Source organism: Edwardsiella sp. EA181011 (assembly GCF_000800725.1).
Taxonomy (GTDB): domain Bacteria; phylum Pseudomonadota; class Gammaproteobacteria; order Enterobacterales; family Enterobacteriaceae; genus Edwardsiella; species Edwardsiella anguillarum.
In genome coordinates, this window is record NZ_CP011364.1 from 3,519,149 (window position 1) to 3,537,851 (window position 18,703).

General features: G+C 62.3%; 11 protein-coding genes and 2 pseudogenes. 10 read left to right on the top strand and 3 right to left on the bottom strand.

Going from position 1 to position 18,703, the window contains the following annotated elements:
- The first annotated feature begins 530 nt into the window (after positions 1-530).
- On the top strand, positions 531-1,547 hold the full coding sequence (locus QY76_RS15595; protein WP_081854098.1) for an SLAC1 anion channel family protein: 1,017 nt from the start codon (positions 531-533) through the stop codon (positions 1,545-1,547).
- Positions 1,548-1,638: 91 nt separating this feature from the next.
- Here the strand turns inward: QY76_RS15595 and QY76_RS15600 are convergent, their stop codons facing one another.
- The gene (locus QY76_RS15600) at positions 1,639-6,480 is read right to left on the bottom strand and encodes a hemagglutinin repeat-containing protein (RefSeq protein ID WP_045426268.1); all 4,842 of its coding nucleotides are present in this window, start codon (positions 6,478-6,480) and stop codon (positions 1,639-1,641) included.
- A gap of 42 nt (positions 6,481-6,522) precedes the next feature.
- The gene (locus QY76_RS15605) at positions 6,523-8,154 is read right to left on the bottom strand and encodes a ShlB/FhaC/HecB family hemolysin secretion/activation protein (protein ID WP_049648942.1); all 1,632 of its coding nucleotides are present in this window, start codon (positions 8,152-8,154) and stop codon (positions 6,523-6,525) included.
- A 606-nt stretch (positions 8,155-8,760) separates the two neighbouring features.
- Here QY76_RS15605 and QY76_RS15610 point away from each other — a divergent pair.
- From QY76_RS15610 to QY76_RS15635, 6 genes are all read left to right on the top strand, one after another.
- The gene (locus QY76_RS15610; protein ID WP_034171775.1) at positions 8,761-9,171 is read left to right on the top strand and encodes a hypothetical protein; all 411 of its coding nucleotides are present in this window, start codon (positions 8,761-8,763) and stop codon (positions 9,169-9,171) included.
- Positions 9,172-9,326: 155 nt separating this feature from the next.
- A complete protein-coding gene (locus QY76_RS15615; RefSeq protein WP_034171776.1) occupies positions 9,327-10,424 on the top strand; it encodes an ABC transporter ATP-binding protein in 1,098 nt (365 codons plus the stop codon).
- A 29-nt stretch (positions 10,425-10,453) separates the two neighbouring features.
- On the top strand, positions 10,454-11,728 hold the full coding sequence (locus tag QY76_RS15620) for an ABC transporter substrate-binding protein (RefSeq protein ID WP_045426274.1): 1,275 nt from the start codon (positions 10,454-10,456) through the stop codon (positions 11,726-11,728).
- A 12-nt stretch (positions 11,729-11,740) separates the two neighbouring features.
- Positions 11,741-12,634, top strand: coding sequence for a carbohydrate ABC transporter permease (locus QY76_RS15625; RefSeq protein WP_081854099.1), 894 nt, complete (start codon positions 11,741-11,743; stop codon positions 12,632-12,634).
- Positions 12,631-13,479, top strand: coding sequence for a carbohydrate ABC transporter permease (locus QY76_RS15630; protein WP_045426277.1), 849 nt, complete (start codon positions 12,631-12,633; stop codon positions 13,477-13,479). The genes QY76_RS15625 and QY76_RS15630 overlap by 4 nt, the downstream gene beginning before the upstream one ends.
- Positions 13,479-14,393, top strand: a complete 915-nt coding sequence (locus QY76_RS15635) for a metallophosphoesterase (protein ID WP_034171779.1) — start codon at positions 13,479-13,481, stop codon at positions 14,391-14,393. Before QY76_RS15630 ends, QY76_RS15635 begins: the two co-directional genes overlap by 1 nt.
- A 172-nt stretch (positions 14,394-14,565) precedes the next feature.
- On the opposite strand, the gene traT is transcribed toward QY76_RS15635, so the two are convergent.
- Positions 14,566-15,303, bottom strand: a complete 738-nt coding sequence (gene traT, locus QY76_RS15640) for a complement resistance protein TraT (protein WP_034171780.1) — start codon at positions 15,301-15,303, stop codon at positions 14,566-14,568.
- A 960-nt stretch (positions 15,304-16,263) separates the two neighbouring features.
- Here traT and QY76_RS15645 point away from each other — a divergent pair.
- The 3 genes and pseudogenes from QY76_RS15645 (at position 16,264) to QY76_RS15650 (ending at position 18,672) form a co-directional block, all read left to right on the top strand.
- Positions 16,264-17,025 (top strand): substrate-binding domain-containing protein, encoded by a 762-nt coding sequence (locus QY76_RS15645; protein ID WP_034171781.1) that lies wholly within the window; start codon positions 16,264-16,266, stop codon positions 17,023-17,025.
- 130 nt (positions 17,026-17,155) lie between these two features.
- Positions 17,156-17,472 (top strand): annotated as a pseudogene (locus tag QY76_RS19510) (transposase); the annotation flags it as partial.
- Positions 17,473-17,572: 100 nt separating this feature from the next.
- Positions 17,573-18,672 (top strand): annotated as a pseudogene (locus tag QY76_RS15650) (glycerol dehydrogenase).
- The last annotated feature ends 31 nt before the right edge of the window (positions 18,673-18,703 follow it).

The following is an 18,703-nucleotide window of genomic DNA, read 5'->3' on the forward strand; positions in this document are numbered from 1 at the left end:
TATTCTTAACAAAAGCCGCCGGCCGTAGCGTCAATAAATGTAAAAAAAACAATTCAGTTGGTGAAAGTTGTAATAAAAAACACGGAGAAGAATACACAAGGCCAATAATGCAAAAAAATAATAATACCAGGCCATGATCGTCGGCCACGCCATCCCGCGCCCAGCGGGCTATGACGCTGGGTGGCGGCACCGCGCGACATCCGCCGGGGCGCACGGATCAGGCGTCTAGCGACTGATGCCCCACCACACGCTGAGAATCAGGCGCCGCATCATAACCCTTTATTTAAATATTGCACTGTGCACCACGCGCAAATAATTGCTTTAGCGTCTCTGAGTTCAGAAAAATAGATTAATTAAATACAGCATTTGTCTTTATTGCGCTATTCGGCTAGGCTTGCCAAAATAATACACTGATGGCATATAAAATATATTTCCATAAACAATAATACAGGCAATATCTGCCCCACTCATCGTCCTATTCCTATTTCTATTCCTATTCCGAAATAACAGAAAATACCGTGGAGTCATTTATGGCACAAACAGAAGATACCCTGGCCGCGCTGGGTTCGCCGGTTAACGCCGCGCGGCGGAGCCCTTTAGACCACCTGCCCGTTGCGCTGTTTGGCAGCGTGATGGGGCTTGCGGGCCTCGCCGCCGCCTGGCAGCTGGCTGGGCGACTTTTTGGGCTGCCCCACTGGATTGCCCAGGGAATTGGGCTGTTCGCGCTCTTGGTCTTTGTCGTGCTGAGCGTCGCTTACATCATCAAAATCATCGGTAGCCCCGCCGTCGTCAGCGCTGAGTTTCGCCATCCGATAGCCGGTAACCTATTCGGCACGCCGCTGATCAGCCTGTTGCTGCTACCGATGATCATCGCCGACTACTGCCTGCCGCTGGCGCGGGCCGTGTGGGCGATAGGCGCCGTCGGCATGGTGTGGTTTGCCTGGTTTAGCGTAACGCGCTGGCTGTCCCAGCGTCAGCAGACGGCGCATGCGACACCGGCGTGGATGGTGCCGGTTGTCGGGCTCATCGACCTACCGCTGGCCATGCCTGCGCTGCAGCTGCAGACCTATCCGCAGATGATGATGTTTGCCCTGGCCATCGGGCTGTTCTTCGCGCTGCCGCTGTTTACCCTGATCCTCTCCCGCCTCCTGTTTGACACGCCGCTGCCCGTTGCGCTGCAGCCGTCACTGTTGATTTTACTAGCCCCCTTTTCCGTCGGATTCTCATCTTATGTCACCACTCTTGGGCAGGTCGACGCGTTTGCCGATGCGCTGTACATGCTGACGCTCTTTCTGCTGTGCGTACTGATAGGCCGCGTCCAGAATCTGCCGCGCACCTGTCCTTTTCGCCTGTCATGGTGGTCGGTCAGTTTTCCGCTGGCCTCCAGCGCGGGCAGTGCGCTGCGCTATGCAGCCCATCACCCCGGCCCGATCAGTCAGGGGATCGCCCTGCTGCTGCTGGCTGTGGTTTCGCTGCTATTGCTGTGGATGGTGGCTTACACCGTGCATGGCATCGCGCGTGGGCGCCTGCGCACGCTGGCCGGCTGAGGTTTATCCGCGCTAAAAACGGCGGCCCGCAGGCCGCCGCTGATGAAGGATAGCGTCGCCGCTATCCGGTTTACTGTTTACTGTTTACTGTTTACTGTTTACTGTGGACCCCGCTCTGGCTGCTCTCCGGATGGCTCTCCGTCGAAACGCTCAGGGGCAGCTCACCCTGAGTGACCAGCTTGTTAGCCACCTCGGTCAAGCCACCGACGCTCAGCGGAAGCGCACCCTTACCGCTGCCCTGATAGCGGTGTCCCACCAGATCGCGCTGTACCACGCGGCTACCGTTCAGATCGACCTGTCCCGCCTGGCTCTCGATCGTCGCGCCGGTCAGGTCGCTCTCCCCGTCAACCCGTAGCGTAACGCCCTGCTGGCCGGAGAGTCCGGACTGCTGCGTAACCGACAGGTTATCCACCCGCTTGCCCTCCGCCTGCAGCGATCCCTGCGCGCCGGGGGCGCCGGTCAGCGATGATTTCACCCCGTTACCGGCGCTGCGCGCTGCGCGATCCCACAGCGCCCCCTGCGGCTTCTCACCGGCCAGCGTCTCCGGCAGCGTCACCGCCTCATTCGCCTTGTTAAAGCTGACGCTGCCGGTGGTGTCCTGGCGTTTATCCAAACGGCGTACCGCACCGTTATATTCGTCGCTCACCTTATCGCTGACCTTGTCGATGGCGCCCTCCAGCTTGTCCTGTACCTTGCCGGCGAGATGCGGCGTCGCGATTTTGGACAGCTTCGCCGTCTTGCTGGCCCCCTCATCATTGCTGTGGCTGAAGGTCAGCCCGGCGTTAACCTGCGTACTGCGCTCGCTGTCCTGGCGGCTCTCCAGACGCAGATCGCCGCCCACCTCGCCGCCGATACGCTGCGCATCGACCCGCGCGCCGGCCAGCGACGTATCCCCCTGGCTGGATATCGTGACCTGATTATCGGCCTGGATCTGGCTGTTCTGCTGCGTCGTCTGTGCCTGCCGATCGACGTCCACCTTGAGCCCCGTATTCAGAGTATGGCGATTCTGACGGCTGGCCGGATCGACCTGCCCCTGAGCGTCCTTGCTCACGCTCTGACGGCCGGACAGGCCGCCCGAGGCATCGATGCCCCAATTGTTTTTCTCTTGAACGTTGCTGGCCGACTCCAGCACGATTCCGCCCTGTTTCGCACTCAGCGCGACATCGTGCCCCGTGACCCGCGCCCCCTGCAGATGCAGCGCATCATTATCCTGCGCGCCGGCGCTCAGGGTGACGTTGGCACCGCTGACGCGCGCGCCCTGTGCCGTCGTCTGCTGCTCATTTTGCATCGCCACCTTGGCCTTGGCCCCCACCGAGCCTCCCCGGCTATCGGCGCTGTCGCTGCTGCCGCGGCTGGCGCCGCCGCTCAGCTCGCCGGACCACAGGCTGCCCTGCTGACGGCGCGCGGAGTCCGCCTGGCCCAGATCCAGTTTTTCATCGGCCTTGAGGGTAACATCCCCTTGGCTGCTGACCTCCGTGCCCTGCAGCGTCAGGGAGCCTGCGCTGCTCAGGGTCACACCGCCGTCGGCGCGGACCTGCGCCGTATGCGCCTGAGTTTCACTCTGCTGGCCGTTATCCTGCCCGCCGCCCAGCGCCGCGCTGCCGCTGTTGCTGCCGCTCATATCGCCGCTGAGACGGGCGTGGGCATCATAGCCGGCGTGGCTGACGCTGTGGCTGTCCGTCGCCTGATCCAGCCGCAGATCGCCCCCGCTGTTGAGCTGCACCTTGCCACGGCCGCCGTCCAGCGCCGTTCCCTGATAGCGCCCCTCCTGTCCCAGCTGGATATCGATGCCATTCGCCGCCTGCACCTTACCGGTCTGCGCCGTCACGTGCTGCGCCTGGCTGCTGCGATTCTCGCCCTGCCCACGGGCAGTACCGCCGATATCCTTGCCGGTCGTGGTGTAGATGCGCAGGCTAGCGCCGCCATTAACGTCGTCACTCTGGCTGCTGCGGCTGTCGCTGGCGGTGTCAAAACGATGGCTATCCGCCCGCAGGCTGACGCCGCCGTCGGTAGCCCGGTATTGCGTTCCCCGGTCATGCACCTCGTCACGCGCCGTGACCTGAATGGCCCCCGCCTGGATCTGCGTGGTCTGCGCCGTGGTATCGCTGCTGCTCTGCGTATGGGTGCCCCCGCTGGCGGCGACATCGATCCCCAGATTCGGCTTGCCGATGGTGCCAATCTCATTGACTACGCCGTTGGCGTCCAGGCTAGCGCCTTTCTTCACCGCCCCCTCCAGCGGGCGGGTCACCGCGCTGTAGTCGACGCTCGCACCCGCTTCGCCATGGACCTGGGTCTGTTGGCTGCGGCTGCTGTCGCGGTTGTGGGCCTCCAGATGCTCTACGCTGGCGGCCTGCTCCCGGTAGACACCGCCGGCCTGGTGGTGCGCCCCCTGCTGCGTCAGCTTATCCGTCGCCGTAATGGTCAGATTACCGCTGACGTTACTGCTGCTGCCCTGCGCCCGGATCTGCTCACTTTGCGTATCGCTGTGGCTATAGTGTCCCTCATAGCCGCTGCCGGCCTTATCGATACCGGCGGTGTAGTACATTCCGCCCCCCGCCTGAGTCTGACGGGTATGGCTGGTTTTGCTCTCCTCGGCGCTCACGAAGGCGACGTTCTTACCGCTTATCTGCGCATCGCCTGCATCGGCCTGCAGGTGCGCGCCGCTAAACACCACGTCATCTCCCGCCGTCACCTCGACGCTGCCGCCGCGGAGCTGGCTGCCCCGATGCGTCACGCTGCGGCTCTCCTCCTGCCGTGAGGTGTGCTCAATGCCAACCCCGGCGCGATACTGTTTATCCCCCTGCGCCTTGGCATACGCCGTCACCTGTAGCGAGGTACTCTCTTTCTCCAGCGTATCCACGCCGGCCGCCGACGCGACATCGACCCGACCACCGGCCTGCAGCGCCAGCTTTCCGTCGCTCTCCACCCGGCTGCCGTTGACCTGAATATCGCGGGCGCTCTTCACCCGCAGGTTCACGTCCGACGCCAGCTGGCTGCCGCGCACCTGCTCATGGCTCTCGGTGCGCTTCTCCGAGGCGGTGGTGATGTTAAAGGCGCCGCCGCGGCGGCTGTTATCCTGCTCACGCGTCGTGTTCACCACCCGATCGATAATCACGTCGCCGCGCTGGGACTGCACCACGCCGCCGCGTCCGCCGTGCGCCCGGCTGCCGCTGATCGTCACATCCTGCCCGGCCGAGATCGTCAGCTGGCCGCCGCTCTCGACCTCACTGGCCTGGCTGCGCTCCTGGCTATGATTGTTGTCCCGCTCGCCGCCGCCGCCGATCCCGCCCCAGTAGGTATGGTTGTCGATCTCGGTCTTACGGTTGGCGACGTTCTGCACCGTCAGGTTAACGTTCCCCGCCGCCGCGATCCCGGCGTCGTTATTCGCCCGGATCTGCGCCGCCTGGGCGCTGAGATCGCCGCCGGCCTCCAGACTCAGATCGTGCCCGGCGCGCAGGCGTGTCTGATGCAGACGCTCCTCGCTGCTGCGCTGACTCCAACGCCCGCTGTTCAGCGCGGCGCCCTCGTTGCGCTTATACCCCGTCAGCTGATGCTCATCGCGCTCCTGTATACCACTCAGCGCCACGTCCCCCTTCGCCTTCAGGCGCAGATCCTGGCCGGCGCTGACCTCGCTGCCCTGCAGCCGCAGATCGCCGTGCATCGCGCTGAGGCTGGCGTTATGGCGCGCATCGATACGCCCCGCCACCGTACGCTGCTGGCTGTCGCTGCGCGTTTCATCGTGCTGCCAGGAGTAAAACCAGCGATTATCGGTCTGTTTCTGCTCCTGCGTCAGCGACGCGCCATCCAGCAGCACCTCCCCGCCGGCGATCGTCACATCATCACCGCTGATATCCGTGGCGGTCAGGTGGTTGCTCTCCGCCGCCACCAGGCTCAGGTTCTTGCCGCTGAGCACCGTGCGCCGGTAGCTCTGCTCCCGGCGGCTATCGCTGGCGTGGATCCCGCCGCGGTAGTTCTGGTAGTTATCCTTGCCCTCCCGCTGCTCATCGCGCTGGGACAGGGTGCCCTCGGCGCGCAGCGTTCCCGCCTGCAGCGAGATATCGCCGCCGCGCAGCTCCGCGGACTGCAGGGTCAGACGATCCTTCGCCGCGACCGAAATCCCCTGATCCGCCTGCAGGCTGCCCGCCAGCTTCACCCCGCTGCCGGCGGCGGTGTTGATGATGCGGATGCGCCCGGCCTGCATGCTGCCCAGATAATAGCTGTCTAGCGCCGTGCCATTGACGCCCGCGTCGATCTGGTGGAGATCGCGCGTTAGACGGTTATTGCCGCTGACGGCGTTGATCTCGCGGGCGCTGACCGCACCCGCGCTCTCAATGCGCGGCGCCACCAGATCCAGCACGCTGTCCGTCGACAGCCCGCCCGTGCCGATCTGCAGACGATTGCCATTGTTCAGAGTCGAATAGGCGCTGAGCGCTCCCCCCTCGACCAGCGGATTACCCACCACCAGCGCCGATCGGGTCGTGTTAATAAAGCCGCAGCCGTCGCAGGTGATGCCGTTGGGGTTAGCCAGCACGTAGTCCGCCGCCATGCCGAACACCTCTTGCTGCCCCAGCAGCAGAGAGGGGTTACGGCTGATCACCTCGTTCAGGATCACGCTGGCACTCTGCCCGTGCAGGTTAGGGTTGGCCGCCAGCGCGCCGGCCAGCTGAGACTCTCCCCCCGTCAGGGCGTTGTTGAATACCGCGCCGGGACGGTTAACGTTAAAATCCTGATATTGGTTATGGGACAGCCCCCGATCCGTCGGTGTGACGATATTGACCACCTGGGCTCCGCTGGGCGCCGTCGCCACGCCGGGGCCAAGCGCCCCGCCATCCGGCACAATATTGCCGGCAAAGCTGCTGCAGGCGACAAAGGAGATGGCGATGATGGTCGCCAGTCGCCCCGCCGAAGAGAGTTTAAAATGTTGATATGCCATAGAGGTTACCTCATATCGGCGCCCGCGGACGCCGAAGCCGAGTTAAAAGGAATAGGAAAACCGTGTTAATAGCTGGGTCGATTGACCCGGAAAGTTATTATTTGAAATCGCCCTGGCGCGCCCGACCTCAATATCGAGCTGCGCGGAGGCTGTACTCAGCGTTACGCCGGCAACGGCGCCTACGCCACTCTGCCATCCCTGATCTCCCGCGTTCGACAGCACGCGGCCAACGTCCAGACCGATGCGCGGCGTCACGGTGAACGCCCGCCAGCTCAGGGGACGCGACAGCGTGTTCTGCCAATACCATCCGTTATCCGCCGACAGCGTGCCCCGCTTGAATCCACGCACCGCGCTGCGCTCCGTGAGGCTGACCCATTCAACGCCCGGCAGCGGATCCCGACTGTATTGCCCATACCACTGGGAGCTGAACAGATAGACATCGTCGGCCAGCGTAACCCGCTGGCTCAAACCGGCGGCGAGCTTCAGCTTGGTGTACTGCGCCTCGGCGCCGGTGCGCTGACGTCCGCGATCGGCACCCAGAATAGACAGCCCCCGCTCCACGCTGAGATTGCCCGTGGCGACGCCGCCGGACAATATATGCAGGTGGCTGAGACCCAGCTCCGCTACGCTCAGGGTCGGGCTGCTGACCCGCAGCAGATCATCCTGCAGATAGCTACGGATGCGCTTATAGGTCAGCTGAACGCCCAGCGTGTTGATTTGACGCTGACTGCGCTGCAGCACCGCATCGCCGCGCAGGCCGTACTGGCTGGCCTGCCCGTCCAGCAGGATGCGGGTATGCGGCAGCGACTGGTGCATCTGATAGTCCGAGAAGCTGGCAAAGCCGCTGAAGGTCAGGTCGCCATAGGGCAGTGAGTAAAACAGCATGTAGGCGCGGCTGTAGCGCGCCGAGGGCCGGGCCAGCGTGGTCGACGCGCTCAGGCTGACAAAGTCAGAGAGCCCCAGCGGGCTGTCCAGCGTTGCGCTGCCGCGCGCCACCCACTCCCCGGTGCTTTGCTGGCCGTAGTTGTCCAGCGAGCCGCTGACCTGCCAGGGACGCCCCCGCCGGTTGTACAGGCGGATCACCGAACCACCGACGCGCTCCCCGGGCAGAATGTCCATGCTGACGTGGTTAGAGCGCAGCCGGTTGGCCTGATCCAGCCCCTGATCCAGAGAGGCCAGACGCAGCGGTTTACCGATCGCGCCGGGGAACAGCCAGCGCCGATTCACGCCTCGATCGCCCCCCTCGATGCGCTCGATAAATCCCTCCGTCACCCGCACGCCCAGCTCGCCGCGCGCGTTGGGGCGCAGAAACTGGACCCGGGCGGTGATATAGCCTTTCTCCAGATACAGGGCGGTCAGCTGTTTCGCGAGATGATTGACGTCGCGGCTACGGATGCAGCGCGCCGGCAAGGCGTCCAGCGTCCGGAGATCGCGCAGGGATAGCAGCGTGATCCCGGTTAAATAGACACCGCCGATCGGCAGGCACGCCGTGTCTTCACGCAACTGGGCCGGCGCGGCGGCGGCGGGGCGCGCCTGGCGCTGCTTCTCCAGACGTTGAAGGCGCTGCTGCTCCAGCAGTGAATTGACTTCGCGCGTGCTATTCTGCAGCGCGCGCCTCGACTCATCGGTCGGCGTATTGTCCCAGAACGGCGCGGCGCCCGCGCCGCACGACATCCCCAGAGCGTTACCCATAGCAGGCAGAAAGGCGTTTTTTTATTCATATTATTCCCCCGGGCGACGGCAATCTGTCGGTGGAGTTATCGTTATCTTCCCTGCATGGAACGGCGAAACAACATCGTAAAGTTAATCCTTTCTAATCTGTTTTTAAGATTAATCTCAATTTGTAATATAAATCAATACAAATCTAATCAAATTGATAATTACATCGCTATCCATCCCCCTATTTTGCGAAACATTGTGCTGCGCCACCCGCCGTGGATATAGGCAATGGATTGCGTTCAAAGAATGAATCATTGGTAATTTGATTTAGGAAAGACGAAATAGGCCGAATACTCTCAGGTGCGCGGAGACGTGCTATTTGTCACACTCTCTTGTCCACTGAAATACGGGGATATTTTTAGCGTCAGGCCGGCGGCGCTGCGCAGAATACGGCGCCGGAGAAATAAGCGGCCGCGGCACTGGAGGGGCTCACTGCTTATTCCATTATGTCAGTGTGATATGACGACGGGTAACCCCACAAAGGATGCGCTAATCTTGATAACAGATCCGTGACGGATACCGTCATCAACCAGTATATTCATATTCTCAAGGAGAGTTATCATGGTTCAGTCAGCTACGCTGTCAGCGCCCGGAGCCTATTCCGCGGAGGGAGAGGCGCTGCCCGACGCCGCATCGGCTATCGTGCTGCGGGTGGTCGATCGCGACGACGCGCTCAATCTGATGCGCACCCTCGTCTTTCCGGTCAGCGAAAGCCAGGAGCAGGTAAGCCAGGCCCTGCAGCGAAATCCACAGGCCATCGAACAGTGGCTGGCGCATTTTAACAGCGGCTTTGCCGAAAATCTGCAGTGCTGGCTGGAGCAGTATATTCTGGTGGTTCCCCACGTCCGTGAAAACCTGCCGGCGGTGCAAAGCCATCTGGTGCGGCTGCTGGGCGCCTTGCAGCTCACCTATCGCCCCGGCGCCATCGTACCGCTGACCCAGTGGGTCGATATGCTGGAAGCCCGCGCCTAAGCCCCTCTCCGCCGGGCGCGATGGGGAGCGCCCCCCGCGCCGGCAGAGCGCCCCGTTTGGGCGCTCTGCCGTCATCACCGCGTTATATTCCCTTCATGAAACTGACACGCAGCGCTGGCAGGCTTAAGCCACGTATTTCCTGACGGGCCAATGCCATGAGCTACCTGACGCTGCACCATATTCACAAAGCCTGGGGGGATAAAACCGCCCTACGCGACATCAGCTTCTCCGTCCACGAAGGGGAGTTTGTCGCCCTTCTCGGCCCATCGGGCTGTGGAAAAACCACCCTGCTGCGTACCCTGGCCGGCCTGGATCAGGCCGATAGCGGCACCATTCACCTGCGCGGCGAGCCGGTAGAACACCTGCCGCCGGCGCAGCGCCAGCTGTCTATGGTGTTCCAATCCTACGCCCTGTTTCCCCACCTCAGCGTCCGTGAAAACCTGCTGTTCGGGCTGCGGGCGCGCCATGAGGAGAAGCGTCACTTCGCCAGCCGCCTGGCCGAGGTCAGCGCCCTGCTGGAGCTGGATACCCTGCTCGATCGCCTGCCCGCACAGCTCTCCGGCGGACAGCAGCAACGGGTCGCCCTGGGGCGGGCCGTTATCGCCCGCCGCCGGCTGTGTCTGATGGATGAGCCGCTCTCCAATCTGGACGCCCGCCTACGCCAGAGCATGCGCCGCGAGATCCGTACCCTGCAGCAGCGCCTGGGGCTGACGGTGCTGTACGTCACCCACGATCAGCTGGAGGCCATGAGCATGGCCGATCGCATCATCCTGCTGCAGGAGGGGGCCATCGTCCAGCACGACCGTCCGGAAAACCTCTATCACGATCCCGCCAGCAGCTTTGCCGCCCGATTTATCGGTGCCCCGCCGATGAATCTGCTGCCCCTGCGCCGCCGCAGCGGCTGGCACTGCCTGGGCCACCAGCCCATCTGCGCCGATGATGGCCAGACGGCGCTGACGCTGGGGCTGCGCGCCGAAAACCTGACTCTGACCGCCCTGGGCGCCGGTAAAGCCGACGCCAGGATCGGCGCCGTCGAATATATGGGTGCCGAGACCTGGCTGCAGTGTGCGCTGGAGTGCGGCGGCGAGCTCACCGTCAGCATGAGCGGGCTGCGCCGGTTCAGCCCCGGCAGCACCGTCGGCCTGAGCTGGCCGCGCCAGGCCCAGTATCTGTTTCACCGCGACAGCGGCACGCGCTGCCGCGACGCTGAACAGCCGTTTTTACCACGGGTTGCCCTTCACGCTGCCCATTAATCCGTTCTCTGCCCCATAAGGAAAACGTCATGCTACGATCTCTGCCACGGTTCGCCGCGGCCAGCCTACTGGCCCTGACGGCCGGCGTGGCCAGCGCGGCCCCGGTGACTCTCCAGATGTACTACCCCATCGCCGTCGGCGGCAAGGTCAGCCAGACCGTCGACGCCCTGGTCGCCGACTTTGAGCAGCAGCATCCCGACATCCGCATTCAGCCGGTCTACACCGGCGACTATGCCACCACGGTCACCAAGGCGCTGACCGCCTTTCGCGGTGGCAACCCGCCCCAGCTGGCGGTGATCGGCGATATCGAGGTCTACTCGCTGAAGGAGGCCGGCGCCATCACCCCCATCAGCGATCTGGTCGATGACGCGGCGGGCCAGGCCTGGCTAGACAGCTTCTATCCGGCCTTTATTCGCCGCATTGACGACAAGATCTACGGTATCCCGTTTCAACGCTCTACCGTCGTGCTGTATTGGAACAAGCAGGCTTTCGCCCAGGCGGGACTGGATCCCGAGCGCCCGCCCCAGAGCTGGCGACAGGTGGAATCGTTTGGCCGCCGCCTGACCCTGCGCGAGGGTAACCAGGTACGCCAGTGGGGAATAGAGATCCCGTCCACGCCGATAGGCTACTGGACCTTCCAGGCCATCGCAGCCACCAACGGGGGCACGCTGGACAACCGCCGCGGTACCGCCGTCACCTTTGATACGCCCGCCAACCGCGAGGCGCTCAGCTGGCTGCGCGATCTGGCGCGACAGCACGCCATCTCGCCGCCGGGCGACATTCACTGGGGCTCGACGCCACAGGACTTTATCGATGGCAAGACGGCGATGATGGTGACCACCACCGGCAATCTGGCGACGGTGCGCGATAGCGCCAAATTCCCCTTCGGCGTCGCCATGCTACCGGCCAATACCGGACGCGGCAGCCCGACCGGCGGCGGCAACCTGTACCTGTTCAGCCAGGCAAACCCGGCGCAGCGCCAGGCGGCCCTGCGCTTTATCCGCTGGCTTTCCGCCCCGGAACAGGCGGCGCGCTGGAGCATCGCCACCGGCTATGTTGCCACTTCACCGGCCGCCTGGCAGACCGATGCCATGCAGCGCTATGTACAGCAGTTCCCCCAGGCCACCGTCGCCCGCGATCAGCTCCCATACTCCCAGCCGGAGCTCTCCACCTACCGCAGCGTACAGGTGCAGGAGTTGCTCAACCGGGCCGTCGAAGCCGCCGTCACCGGCGGGAAGAGCCCCCAGCAGGCCCTCGCTGACGCCCAGCGCCAGGCCGATCGCCTGCTGCAGCGCTACCAATAAACGGAGCGACGGATGATGCATGCCCACGTCTCTTTGGCCCGCCGCGCAGGAGTGCAGCGCCAGGTATACGGCTATCTTCTGCTGTTGCCGGCGCTGGCGCCGCTGGCGCTGTTTACCCACTACCCGGCGCTGGCGGCGCTGCGCGATAGCCTGCTCAGCAGCGACCCCGGCGGCGGTATCACGCTGGAGCACTACCGCGCCCTGTGGCAGGACGATACCTTTGTGCTGTCACTGTACAACAACCTACGCTACGCCCTGCTGACCATTCCGCTGGCGGTGGGGCTGGCGCTGGCCATGGCGCTGGCGGTCAATCGCCGCGCCCGCGGCAGCGCGCTCATCCGCACGGCCTTTTTTCTGCCGTCGCTGCTACCGATGGTCGCTATCGCCAACCTATGGCTGTTTTTCTATACGCCGCAGCTGGGGCTGCTCAACCGCGCGCTGGCGCTGCTGGGCTGCGCCCCGGTGAACTGGCTGGGCGATCCCGATAGCGCCCTGTACTGCCTGATGGCGGTTTCAGTATGGCGCGAAGCGGGCTTCTTTATGATCTTCTATCTGGCGGCGCTGCAGCAGATCGATCCGCGCCTGAGCGAGGCGGCCGCCATCGAGGGCGCCTCGCGGCTGACCTTCTTTCGCCGGGTGCAGTGGCCCCTGCTGATGCCCACCACCCTATTTGTACTGATCAACGCCTCCATGAATGCCTTTCGCCTGGCGGATCAGGTGATCGCCATGACCAACGGCGGGCCGGACAATAGCACCAGCCTGCTGCTGTTCTACATCTACCGCACCGCGTTCAGCTATTGGGATCTGCCCTATGCGGCCGCGATGACCGTCGTCCTGCTGGCGATCCTCGCCGCGCTGACGCTGATGAAGTTCACCCTGCTGGACAGGAGAGCCTGGTATCAATGAGCACCCTCACGCTGCCGTTATCCTACCGCCCGCGAGCCTATGCGCTGGGCCGCCGCGCCGTCACCCTGCTGATCTGGATCGGCGCCCTGCTCTGGCTGCTGCCGGTGCTGGTCGCCGCCTGGGTCGCCCTGCACCCGGCGGCCGAGCAGAGCAGCCTCTCGCCGGGCGTCCCCCTGACGCTGGAGAACTTTCGTGCCGCCTGGCACGCGGCCCCCTTCGGCCGCTATTTCATCAATACGACCCTGCAGGTCTCCCTGATCGTCTGCGTCCAGCTGCTGCTGGCCACGCTGGCGGCCTGGGCCTTGGTGCGGATGGCGCCGCGCGGCGCCGGGCTGCTGTTTGCCCTGATCCTGCTACAGCTGATGATCAGTCCGGACGTCCTGATCCTGAACAACTACCAGACCATCAGCGCCCTTGGACTGCGCGACACGCTGTGGGGCATCGCACTGCCCTACTTTGCCTCTGCGTTCGCCATCTTCCTGCTACGCCAGACCTTTAAGGGGATCCCGCTGGCGCTGGAGGAGGCGGCTATCATCGAGGGGGCCAGCCGAGCCTGCATTCTGTGGCGCATTTACGTCCCGCTGGCAACGCCGGTCTACGTCGCCTTTACCCTGGTGTCGGTCAGCTTTCACTGGAATGACTTTCTCTGGCCGCTGGTGATCACCGACTCCCTGCGCGCCCGCCCGCTCACCGTCGGTCTGCAGCTTTTTTCCGCTCCCGAACAGGGCATACAGTGGGCGCTGATCGGCGCTGCCACCCTGATGACGACCCTGCCGCTGCTGCTGTTATTCCTGCTGTGCCAGCGCCGTTTTGTGCAATCCTTTATGCGCGCGGGGATCCGCTGATGCACCGCGATGCCCAGCCCTCCCTGCTCACTCAGCCCCAGCGGCGGCGCCTGGGGCTGGCCGCCGCGCTATACCGACGCCCGCCTATCCATCACCGCGCAGGGGAGCCTCTGCGTTTCGGCCTGGTGGCCGATCCCCAATACGCCGACGCGCCCCCCGACGGGGAGCGCTATTACCGCCACAGCCCGCAGAAGCTTGACCGCGCCATCGCCTGCTTTAACCGACAGCCGCTGGCCTTTGTCGCCACGCTGGGCGATCTGGTCGATCGCCACTGGCGCGACTATCCTGCGCTGCTGGCCCGCTACCGCGCCCTGCGCCATCCCCATCTGATCGTCAGCGGTAACCATGATGCCGTCGCGCTTGCCGCTCACCTGGCCGCGGCGCAGCCGCCCCTCGCGCTGCCCAAGCACTATTACGCCGTGACGCTGCCGGGCATACGGCTGTTAGTCCTGGATGGCAATGACCTCAGCCTGTGCGCCGCCGGCGACGATCTGCGCCGGGCGCAGCGCCTACTGGCGCATCTGACCCAGCGCGGGGCGCCGCAGGCCCAGCCCTGGAATGGCGCCGTCGGCGTCTCCCAGCTGACCTGGCTACACCGGCAGCTGAACGCGGCGCGGCGGCGGGCGGAAACGGCTCTGGTCTTCTGCCACTTTCCCCTGGCGCAGGAAACCCACCACAGCCTGTGGAACCACGCCGCCGTCAGCCAGCTGCTGTGCCACTATCGGGTACGCGCCTGCTTCAGCGGGCACGATCACCGCGGTGGCTATCTGCGCCGGGAGCACACCGATTTTATTACCCTACGCGGCATGGTCGACGGCGCCGACGCCTCTCCTTTCGCCATCGCAGAGCTGAACGGCACGCGCCTGACGCTGCGCGGATTCGGCCCGGAGCCCAGCCGGCGGCTAACGCTGTGAGCACAGGCAACGGAGCGTTCGCGGAGAGAGGAAAAGGGATCGCGGCGAAGGCGCAGCGTGAGGAGGGCGTGAGACAACTACGGGGAGAGCGTAGGGATAACGTAGAGAGAGAGGCCGCCCGCGACGACCCGCCGATCCGCCCGGGCAGGATCGGCCGGCCCCAACGGCCCGCTTACAGAATGCTGGCGATGGACTTGGCCAACTGCGCTTCCAGCGCCGGTCTTGCCTGATCAAACTTCAGATTGACCTGATTGGCGCTGGAGACGATACGCGTCTGATAGCGATGCTGATTACCCTGAACGCGGCTGGTCTGCACCTTGGCGCCGGAGGTCCCCTGGCGCAGGGCCGCCACATTGTCGGTCTGCACCCTGGCCGTCGTACGCTCGGCAATCTGCACGTCGGTGACCATGGTATAATTGACATCCTCAACCATCGCATCCGCCGCCAGTCCGATCAGGCCCGCCGCCAGCCCGACCCCCAGCGTCGCCCCGGCAGAGGCGGTATTATAGGCGGTGATTCCGGCCCCCAGCGCGGCCCCCGTGGCCGCCCCCTGATAGCCTTGGCCCAGCAGACCCTGCGCCTCGCGCAGATCCATCCGATCGGCCCGTAGCACGTTGGCCTGTACCCAGTAGTAGGCCTGGTCGGGGTTGGAGACCAGCTGATAGCCTTTCGCCCGAATATCTTCGGCGATTTGCGCCTGCAGATTGTCCAGCGTTTTATCCGAGGTATTCTTCACCTGCAGATAAACGGTTTTCTGGGACGACGGCTCCAGCCAAATAGTCTCGCTCATCTGGGTTTTTACCTCCAGATTACGCTTCTTAATCGCCGTACTCACTGCGCCGCAGCCGGACAACAGCAGACAAAGGGAGATCAGACCGGCAATAGCGGCATTTTTATAATGGCGTTGCATATAAATATACTCATTCAGAGGTAAATAAAAAGAAATAACCGGAACCGCTGTGCGTGGCGCTCCATCGGAGCGGCGATTATAGCGATGTGAATTATTTTAATGCAAATGGCGCCATTATTGATAAACGCGATTCAAGAGTATTCCTAGACAAGATTAAATCGCAGCTAAACGAGGTGATCGCGGAATAGACAGGCCATACTCAGGCCACGCAAGGCAAGGCCAGCGGAATGACGCCAGGAGCGCCAGCGGCTAGTGTGGCATAATTAATACTAATGGAGTAGAGCCTGGAATAATATAATAAAAAATAAATCATTCCTCATTTTGTATAACAATAAGATAAATCTCACCGATACTCACTCCCCGCGCTGACGCATAATAACGTGTGTCATCAATGGAGCATCGTCGCCCCCGCCAGAAAAGCGCCATCGATAATGTCGGACAACCCCCTAATGGAAGATCCGCGATGAGTACAGGGAAAACAGGGCGGCGCAATGCCCAGGGTGCAAGCCCCGACGCCGACTGGCAACGCCGCGTAAGCGCATCATCGATAACCGTAGCGCAATGAACGCCGTTGCCTTCGTGTTCAGGACGGGTTGCTGATGCAATTGGCGAAAGGCGCCAGGCATATACTCGTCAATCACTGCCCATCGTCGCTTGCCAAAGTGGCGTGATGCTGAGGTTGTCACACGCTTCTGGCAAAACGGGTACTGCCGGCGGGACGCCGGGCACTTAGGCTATCATCGAACGTGCTTCGACTGACGCAGTGAAATAGCCCGATGGCGAGTGATGTAACATCATTATCACCTATAGACATTCTATTTATCTATCCAATAATCCTATTTATATCCTTATTTTTTTATGGGTTATTAAATGTTAAAAGTTTAACGTTTTCGTGATAACACATCGGGATACGGCTAAAACACTTATCATATCTCCTCGCTAAAGATCAGAGGAATACCTATGAAAAAAGTTCTGGCAACGATGGTTTTTGCATTTTCTTCAGCTGCATCGGCCGACATTAATTTGTATGGGCCCGGAGGCCCCCACGTCGCCTTACAGGCGGCGGCGGCACAGTATACCCAAAAAACTGGGGTGCCGATTACCGTACACTACGGCCCTCAGGCGAAGTGGAATGATGCAGCAAAGAAGAATGCGGATATCCTATTTGGTGCCTCTGAGCAATCGGCCTTGGCCATCGTCCGCGATCATCAGAATAACTTCAGTGAGAAAGATATTGAGCCGCTGTACTTACGGCAGAGTATCCTGCTGGTAAAAAAAGGAAATCCTAAAAATATCAAGGGAGTTGAAGATCTATCTCGTCCTGGAATTGGGATTATCGTAAATGATGGCGGTGGTACGAGTAATACCTCTGGCACGGGGGTATGGGAAGATATCGCGGGGCGTAAAGGGGATATTAAGACCGTTATCGGTATACGGAAAAATATCATCCTCTTTGCGCCCAATAGCGGGAGCGCCCGTAAGGCCCTGGAAGAGCAGCCTCAAGCCGATGTTTGGATAACCTGGGCGGATTGGGCTATCAGTAATCCAGGAATAGGTGATGTAGTTAATATTGAACCAGACTATATGATATGGCGCGATATGAATATTACCGTCCGTAAAGACTCAGATGTAGAAACGCGCCAATTTGCAGCCTGGCTGCGCTCCGATGAAGCCCTTCCGATATTTATCAAATATGGTTGGTTGAGATCCGCCGCGTCTTAAACGGGACAGCCTCCTGTCTGCGTGTAGCGCCTATTCCCAAAGGCGCTGTCATATAATGCGTCACGGTAATTGCTTAGGGTGACATATGCCAGGCCACAAGTAGCAGACTCGCGCAGAGATCGGGAAAACGATGGCATCGCGCCGCCCAGAGCACAGAACCTGGCATCCACTGGAGACGCAGCGTAAGCGCATGGATAACGCGTACGGCAATGAACGCCATTGCCGTCGTCCTCAGGACGGGTTGCGGATGCAATGCGCGAAAGGCGATCGGCATATGCTCGTCAATCACAGCCCGTCGTCGCTTCCCGGAAGTGGCGTGATGCTGAGGTTGTCGAACGCTTCTGGCAAAATGGGTGGCTTGCCAGTAAGAGGCCGGACGCTATTAATTGGCCACGGTTATCGATGAATAGTTGCATAACAAAATCGTCGCTTGCCGGCTCAAAAAAGGGGCCGTAACCTGACTATCTGATCCATACTCAACGACAGCGTGGCCTTCGCCCGGCGGAGCGCCTTGAGCAGACGTGATCTTCCCGATAGGAGCGTAACGATGTTAAAAGTTATTCAATCACCGTCCAAGTACATTCAGGGGCCCGGTGCACTGCACGCCATCGGACAGTATGCCCGGCTGCTGGCCGACAGCCAGTTTGTCATCGCCGACGACTTTGTCATGGGGCTGACCCGCGAGACGGTGGCGACCAGCCTGAAACAGGCCGACGTCGAAGGGCACTTTGCCCGCTTTGGCGGCGAGTGCAGCCGTAGCGAGATCGATCGTCTGGGCCGCGAGCTGAAGCGGCTTGGCTGCCGGGGGTGATCGGCATCGGCGGCGGCAAGACGCTGGATACCGCCAAGGCGCTGGCCCACTATCAGGCGCTGCCGGTACTGATCGTGCCGACCATTGCCTCTACGGACGCACCGACCAGCGCGCTGTCGGTGATCTACAGCGACCAGGGCGAGTTTGAGGAGTATCTGATTTACCCGACTAACCCGGATATGGTGCTGATGGATACGGCGATCATCGCCAAGGCGCCGGTACGGCTGCTGGTCGCCGGTATGGGCGATGCCCTCTCCACCTATTTTGAGGCGCAGGCCTGCGTGGACGCCCACGCGATCAGCATGGCCGGCGGGGAGTCGACCCGGGCGGCGCTGGCGCTGGCGCACCTGTGCTATCAAACGCTGCTGGAGGAGGGATACAAGGCCAAGCTGGCGGTCGAGGCCGGCGTCGCTACGCCGGCGGTGGACAACATCGTCGAAGCCAATACCTATTTGAGCGGGCTGGGCTTTGAAAGCGCCGGGCTGGCGGCGGCGCACGCCATCCACAACGGGCTGACGGTGCTGGAGGAGTGCCATCCGATGTACCACGGGGAGAAGGTGGCCTTTGGCACCCTGTGTCAGCTGGTGCTGCAAAACAGCAGCAGTGAGCAGATCGAAACCGTGCTCGACTTCTGCGTCCAGGTGGGACTGCCGGTCACCCTGGCGCAGCTGGGCATCAAGGAGGGCCCGCAGCTGAACGATAAAATCATGGCCGTCGCCGAGGCCAGCTGCGCCGAGGGCGAAACTATCCACAATATGCCGTTTACGGTGACCCCGCCGCAGGTGTACGCCGCGATCCTGGCGGCCGACCGGCTGGGGCGCGCCTGGCTGGCATAAGGGGGTTAACGGGGCGCTAGCGCCCCGTTGG